Below are 305 nucleotides of genomic sequence, written 5' to 3'. Positions count from 1 at the left end.
GAAGTGGGTAACTTCCGTCTTCACCGCGCTGCCGCTTACCGTGCCGCCGATCCGGGTCCAGCTGCCAGCAGCTTCGTCATAATAATAGACGGCCGCCGTATAGCCTGCCGGTATTTGGGCGGGATCAAACGCCAGCGTAATCGTTACAGGCTTGGCAAAAGTATAGGAGGTCGCTTCACCCGCTGAGAATTCGTATACGGTTCCGGCCGGAATCAGCTCCGCCGGGGCGGCTGGAGGCGCCGTAACCTGCTGAACCTTGACGCTCACATTCCCGCTGCCGCTCAGGGCATTGGCCGGAATCTCCA

At 60.3% G+C, this 305-nt stretch carries 1 pseudogene; it reads right to left on the bottom strand.

The window, feature by feature from the left end:
- Positions 1-305: pseudogene (locus tag L692_RS32655) on the bottom strand (hypothetical protein); the annotation flags it as partial.

It is taken from the genome of Paenibacillus forsythiae T98 (assembly GCF_000520735.1).
In the GTDB taxonomy this organism is placed as follows: domain Bacteria; phylum Bacillota; class Bacilli; order Paenibacillales; family Paenibacillaceae; genus Paenibacillus_AQ; species Paenibacillus_AQ forsythiae.
Note: the sequence above shows the minus strand (reverse complement) of the source record. Positions and strands in the feature narration are given on the sequence as shown.